Source organism: Mesorhizobium sp. M7A.F.Ca.CA.001.08.2.1 (assembly GCF_003998455.1).
Taxonomy (GTDB): Bacteria; Pseudomonadota; Alphaproteobacteria; order Rhizobiales; family Rhizobiaceae; genus Mesorhizobium; species Mesorhizobium ciceri.
The window spans coordinates 1-1,702 of record NZ_RZPW01001040.1; the positions used below are offsets into that span (position 1 = coordinate 1).

At 62.2% G+C, this 1,702-nt stretch carries 3 protein-coding genes; all 3 read left to right on the top strand.

Annotation, left to right across the window (positions count from 1 at the left end):
* Nucleotides 1-528, top strand: a 528-nt coding sequence (locus EN914_RS34475) for a hypothetical protein (protein WP_127389641.1), incomplete at its 5' end; no start/stop codon positions are given.
* A 182-nt stretch (nucleotides 529-710) separates the two neighbouring features.
* On the top strand, nucleotides 711-1,253 hold the full coding sequence (gene hpt / locus EN914_RS34480; RefSeq protein WP_024503764.1) for a hypoxanthine phosphoribosyltransferase: 543 nt from the start codon (nucleotides 711-713) through the stop codon (nucleotides 1,251-1,253).
* A gap of 74 nt (nucleotides 1,254-1,327) precedes the next feature.
* Nucleotides 1,328-1,699 carry a response regulator gene (locus EN914_RS34485; protein ID WP_024503765.1) on the top strand — a complete coding sequence of 124 codons (372 nt, stop codon included), beginning with the start codon at nucleotides 1,328-1,330 and terminating at the stop codon, nucleotides 1,697-1,699.
* Nucleotides 1,700-1,702 lie beyond the last annotated feature (3 nt).

Sequence of the window (1,702 nt, forward strand, 5' to 3'; positions counted from 1 at the left end):
GATTACGTGGTGATGCCGCGCCCTGCACCTGCCGTGGAAAGCGTTTCGCCGCTGCCGCGTGCGATCGTCATGCCATCTATCGAAGGCATGGACATGCTGCGCAAGCCCGAAGCCCCGCCGGAGCGGCCGCCAGCCTCGCGCGGCGGGCCGATCTTCTGGATCGCCGGCATCGGCGCTGCCTTGGCCGCCTTCTGGGTTTCCGGCGGGCACGCGCTGGTGCGCCAGGTGCCGTTCCTGTCCAGCGCGCAAGCGTCGGCGCTCAGCATTTCGGGCGTCACGTCACGCGTCGATGCTTCCGGACCGAACCCTGCGCTGTTCGTCGATGGCGAGGCCGCCAATGACGGCGCCAAACCGGCGCAGCTGCCGCCGCTTGAAATCCGGGTGACCGGCAATGACGGGCACATCACCCGCTATACGTTGGGGACATCCGGCCGTTCGCTGGCCTCTGGCGAAAGATTCGGCTTTGCCAGCCGGCTCGACGTGCCTAGAAACGGTGTAAGAACTGTATCGGTCACCTTCGCCGAATAGCGTGTGCTGATATTCAGGTGAGACTGGCCGCAAACGGCGGTTTCCTGCGCTTCCGGTGCTCACGTACTTCAGTACGCTCCGCTCCGGTTCTCGGAAACCACCGTTTTCGACTCAGCCTGACCTGAATCTCAACACATGCTGGGCGTGAACGCGTTTAGGCAAGAAAATCAGCGGGGCGAAAAATGCCAATTGTACGCGGCAAGGACATCGAAGTCCTGTTTTCTGCATCGGCGATCGCGCGGCGCAATCTCGAACTCGCCAAGGAGATTGCCGGACACGACTACCATGACCTCCTGGTGATCTCGGTGCTGAAGGGGTCGTTCATCTTCGCCGCAGATCTCATCCGCGCCATGCACGATGTCGGCCTGTCGCCGGAGGTCGAATTCATCTTCATCTCCAGCTATGGCGCCGGCACCAGCAGCGGCGAGGTGAGGGTGCTGCGCGACATCGACAATGAGGTCGCTGGCCGGGACGTGCTGCTGATCGACGACATTCTCGAATCGGGCAAGACGCTGACCTTCACCCGGGAGCTGATGCTGTCGCGGGGCGCCAAGAGCTGTTCGATCGCCGTGCTGCTCGACAAGCGCATGCGCCGCCAGACCGAACTCAATGCCGATTATGTCGGCTTCGACTGCCCCGACTATTTCGTCGTCGGCTACGGCATGGATGTAGCCCATGCCTTTCGCGAGTTGCCCTTTGTCGGTGTCGTCAAAGGGGATGCCTGAGCGGCATCAAAAAGGTTTGCTGATCCTCAGCGCTTTCAGGAAAAGTCAACTTTTGGCGGCCAAATATGCCGGCCATGGCAAAGCTTCTGATCGTCGAGGACGATGAGTCCGTCCGCACCCTGGCCGCCCGCGCGCTTGAACGCGCCGGGCACACAATCGATATCGCGGCGGATGGCGCGCAGGGGCTTGCGCTGATCCAGGCCGCGCGTGGCGGCTATGATCTCGTCGTCTCCGATATCCGCATGCCGGAGATGGACGGCATCGAGATGGCGATAGCGGCGGCAGCATTGTTTCCCGCCATCAAGATCGTGCTGATGACCGGCTATGCCGACCAGCGCGAGCGCGCCGAGGAATTGAACGGCATCATCCTCGATGTCGTGCAGAAGCCCTTCACGCTGGCTGAAATCCGCTCGCGTGTCGAACGGGCGCTGATCTGCTTCGCCTGATCA

What these genes read in the sequence shown, in the direction of transcription:
- hpt (WP_024503764.1), top strand. Translation starts at nt 711, where the DNA reads ATGCCAATTGTACGCGGCAAGGACATCGAAGTCCTGTTTTCTGCATCG.
- EN914_RS34485 (WP_024503765.1), top strand. Translation starts at nt 1,328, where the DNA reads ATGGCAAAGCTTCTGATCGTCGAGGACGATGAGTCCGTCCGCACCCTG.